Here is a 3655-nt window from a genome sequence, read left to right as displayed (position 1 = left end):
CGTAACCCCCGCAGGCCCGCAACGAAGAACCCCGCTCCCTCCTTCGAGGGGGCGGGGTCCGTGAACCACGTCACCGCTGCACGGTGACTACTTGTGCGCGTTCAGGTCCGGCTCGGACGCGGGCGCCTTGTCGGCGGGCACGTCGAAGAAGGCGCCGGGGCTGGCCGCGCGCGTGGGCGACATGCTGTTCTCCAGCGTCTCCGGCACGGGCGGCAGGGCCACCTGCGTCGCCTGCGCCTGGGCGGCAGCCTCGGCCTTGAGCTTCGCGTTCTTGCGGCGGCGGTACAGGAAGTAGCCCACCGCAAGCACCGCCAGCGCCCCCAGCACCACGACCTGGCCGTCCTTCAGCTTGCGGATGACCATGTCCAGCTCGCCACCGAAGTGGAACCCGAGCCACACGAACACCGGCGCGGACAGCAACGCCGCCAGGCCGTCCCAGAAGATGAAGCGCCAGTAGGACATGTGCACGGAGCCCGCGGTGAAGTACGTCACCGCGCGCACGCCCGGCATGAAGCGCGCGATCATCACGATCTTCTGGCCGTGCGTGACGAAGAGCGACTCCACCTTCGCCCGCTTCTCCGGCGTGACGATCTTGGAGAAGAACCCTCCACCCTTCGCCCCCGGGTCGCGCCCCAGCTTCGTGCCCAGCCGGCGCCCCGCCAGGTAGATGAGGCTGTCACCCACCAGGATGCCGAAGAACCCCACCGCCATCATCACCGGCAGGTTGGCCGCGCCCTTGTGCGCCAGGAACCCACCGAGGATGAGCGAGATGTCCTCCGGCAGAGGCACGCCCAGCCCGCACGCCACCAGGATGGCGAACACGGACAGATAGGCGAAGAGGCCCTGGGAGCTACCGAGCAGGTTGGTGAGCAGTTCGTCCACGCGTCGTTCCGTCCAATCACTTCCCGAAGGGCCGCTCGGCAACCACCCGGGCCAGCCCGTCCATCACCCAGCCATCAACCGGGTGCGGCAGTTGAAAACTCCGGCCGCCCAGCTTCCCACCTCAAGCGTCCGCGCCACATCACGAAAGCCGCCGGCCGTATGTCTACCCATACCTACGGTGTGCGACAGCCTGGGAGCCCGGAGGGGCTCCAGGCGAGCACAGTAACCACCTCCGGTGCGGGTGGCAGGACCGTTCGCCCTTCCGGCCTCCCGGCATGAGCCCGGCGCCACCTGTCCGACAGCCAGTCAGGTTCCCGGGGCCCGCGCCACCAGCGTGCGCAGCATGTCCCGGTTGTCCCGGGCCTTCGCGCCGAAGTGGCTGACGATGCCCATCAACAGCTTGATGCAGGCCTGCGGCTTCTGCGCGAGCAGCTTCTGGAAGTCCGCCGCGCGGATCTCCAGCGCCAGCACATCCGTCTGGGCCGTGGCCGAGCACAGCCGCTCGCCCTTCTGCACGAGCGCCAGTTCGCCCAGGGGCTCACCGACGGTCACCTCGCCCAGGGGCACGTCCTCGCCCGAGGGGCTCCGGGCGCTCAGCCGCACCGTGCCCTCACCGACAATCAGCAGCGAGTCCCCCGCTTTGCCCTCGGTGAACAAGGCCGTCCCCTTGGGGTAGGCGCGCGACACGGCCGCCGCCGCGAAGATGGAGATGCCGGTGTCGGTGAAGCCCTTGAAGAGCGGGCAGGCCTTCAGGGTCGTCTCTGGGGCGAGCGCCATGGGGTGTTCCTAACACGCACAACGCGGCCGCGTCAGCGGCTGGCGCGGTGTTCGGCGGCGGTGTGCACGTAGTGGAGGGCGGACTGCACCAGGAACTCGCGTTCGCCGTCGTGGATGGGGCGCTTCACCTTGCCGGGCGAGCCCACCACCAGCGACCCCGGGGGAATCTTCGTCCCGGGCGTCAGCAGCGTGCCGGCGCCGATGATGCAGTCGTCCCCCACCTCCACGCCGTCCATCAGGATGGCGCCCATGCCCACCAGCACCCGGTGGCCCACGACGCACCCGTGGAGGATGACCCGGTGGCCCACCGTGCAGTCGTCGCCCACCGTCGTCGAGTCACCCTGGCTGGTGACGTGGATCATGGTGAGGTCCTGGATGTTGGTGCGCTTGCCGATGCGGATGGAGTTCACGTCCCCGCGCAGCACGGAGTTGAACCAGATGGACGAGTCCTCGCCCAGCTCCACATCGCCCACCACCTGGGCGGAGTCCTCGATGAAGCAGCTCGGATGGACGCGGGGGGACACCCCGCGAAACGGCTTCAACGGCATGGTGGCACCTCCGACGGCGGGACTGCGGCGGAGGCGTCAGGCCTCCGCCGGGACATGCAACGGCAAGGGCAGCTCCACCGGCGGCGGCGCCACGGTGGGAGCCTGGAGCACCGCCACCTGCTTGCCCGCGAGCTGGTTGGGCGTGGCGCGCTCCACGTGCACCGTCACGATGGAGCCCGCGGGAGCATCGCCCTCGAAGTTCACCGTGCGGTTCTCCGGCGTGCGGCCGAAGCGCTTGGTGGCGTCGTAGCGCGAACGGCCCTCCACCAGCACCTCCACGTCCAGGCCCACCTGCGCCTGCGTGTACTCGCCGCTGATGCGCCGCTGCAGCTTCTGCAGCCGCTCCAGCCGGGCCACCTTCACTTCGTGCGGGATGGGGCCCCAGTCCTTCTCGCGCAGCGCGGCGCCCGTCTTGGGGCGCGGGCTGTACACGAAGGAGAACTGGTTGTCGTACTTCACCCGTTCGGTGAGCTGCATCGTCATCTCGAACTCTTCCTCGGTCTCACCGGGGAAGCCCACGATGATGTCCGTGGTGATGGCGATGCCGGGCCGCGCGGCGCGCAGCTTCTCCAGCCGCTCCATGTACTGCTCGACGGTGTAGTCGCGGCGCATCATCTTCAGGATGCGGTCGCTGCCACACTGCACCGGCAGGTGGAAGTGCGGGGCAATCTTGGGCTGCACGCGGAACGCTTCGATCAGCTCGTCCGACAGGTCATGCGGGTGGCTCGTCGTGAAGCGCACGCGCTCGATGCCCGGCACCTCCGCGGTGCGCAGGAGCAGCTGGGCGAAGCTGATGCCGCCCTGGTACGAGTTGACGTTCTGGCCAATGAGCGTGACTTCACGCAGGCCCACGCCGGCCAGGTCCGCCACCTCGTTGAGCACGTCCGGGAAGTTGCGGCTCACCTCGCGGCCACGGGTGTGCGGGACGATGCAGAACGAGCAGACGTTGTCGCAGCCCTTCATCACGGTGACGAACTCGGTCACCTTGCCGCGGGACGTCTCCGCGTCGGCGCGCGGGAAGACGTACTCCTCGGAGTCCACGAAGGCCGTCTCCACCACGCGCTCGCGGGCGTCCTGCACGCGGGCAATCACTTCCGGCAGCTTCGCGATGTTGTCCGGGCCGAAGACGAAGTCCAGGTACGGGACCTTCTTCAGGAGCTTGTCCTTCTCCTGCTGGGCCACGCAGCCGCCCACGCCCAGGATGGCGCCCCGGCTGGCCTTCACTGCGCGGTAGCGCCCCAGCGCGGACAGCATCTTGTCCTCGGCCTTCTCCCGGATGGAGCAGGTGTTGAGGATGATGAGGTCCGCGTTGTCCGGCTCCGGCGTGGGGACGTAGGACATCTTCGACAACGCTTCGCTCATGCGGAGCGAGTCGTTGACGTTCATCTGGCAGCCGAAGGTGTGGATGAAGTAGCGCTTCATGGGTGGGCCTTGAAGGAAAACGGGCC

4 protein-coding genes are annotated in these 3655 nt (G+C 68.5%); all 4 read right to left on the bottom strand.

All coding sequences use genetic code 11. The features are described from left to right. Positions 1–87: 87 nt before the first annotated feature. Entirely contained in the window at positions 88–882 is a 795-nt protein-coding gene (locus D7Y21_RS12170) for a DedA family protein (protein WP_121713277.1), read from the bottom strand. Between the two features lie 306 nt (positions 883–1188). Continuing rightward, entirely contained in the window at positions 1189–1659 is a 471-nt protein-coding gene (locus D7Y21_RS12165) for a cyclic nucleotide-binding domain-containing protein (protein WP_120563251.1), read from the bottom strand. A 32-nt stretch (positions 1660–1691) separates the two neighbouring features. Continuing rightward, positions 1692–2207 (bottom strand): gamma carbonic anhydrase family protein, encoded by a 516-nt coding sequence (locus tag D7Y21_RS12160; protein ID WP_120563250.1) that lies wholly within the window; start codon positions 2205–2207, stop codon positions 1692–1694. Positions 2208–2243: 36 nt separating this feature from the next. Next, positions 2244–3629 carry a tRNA (N6-isopentenyl adenosine(37)-C2)-methylthiotransferase MiaB gene (miaB, locus tag D7Y21_RS12155; RefSeq protein ID WP_120563249.1) on the bottom strand — a complete coding sequence of 462 codons (1386 nt, stop codon included), beginning with the start codon at positions 3627–3629 and terminating at the stop codon, positions 2244–2246. Positions 3630–3655 lie beyond the last annotated feature (26 nt).

Source organism: Corallococcus sp. AB045 (genome assembly GCF_003668895.1).
GTDB lineage: Bacteria > Myxococcota > Myxococcia > Myxococcales > Myxococcaceae > Corallococcus > Corallococcus coralloides.
This window is presented reverse-complemented; position numbering and strand designations above follow the sequence as displayed.

Excerpts from the sequence above, each read along its gene's own strand:
- D7Y21_RS12165 (WP_120563251.1), bottom strand. The coding sequence starts at position 1,659 with ATGGCGCTCGCCCCAGAGACGACCCTGAAGGCCTGCCCGCTCTTCAAG.
- D7Y21_RS12160 (WP_120563250.1), bottom strand. The coding sequence starts at position 2,207 with ATGCCGTTGAAGCCGTTTCGCGGGGTGTCCCCCCGCGTCCATCCGAGC.
- miaB (WP_120563249.1), bottom strand. The coding sequence starts at position 3,629 with ATGAAGCGCTACTTCATCCACACCTTCGGCTGCCAGATGAACGTCAAC.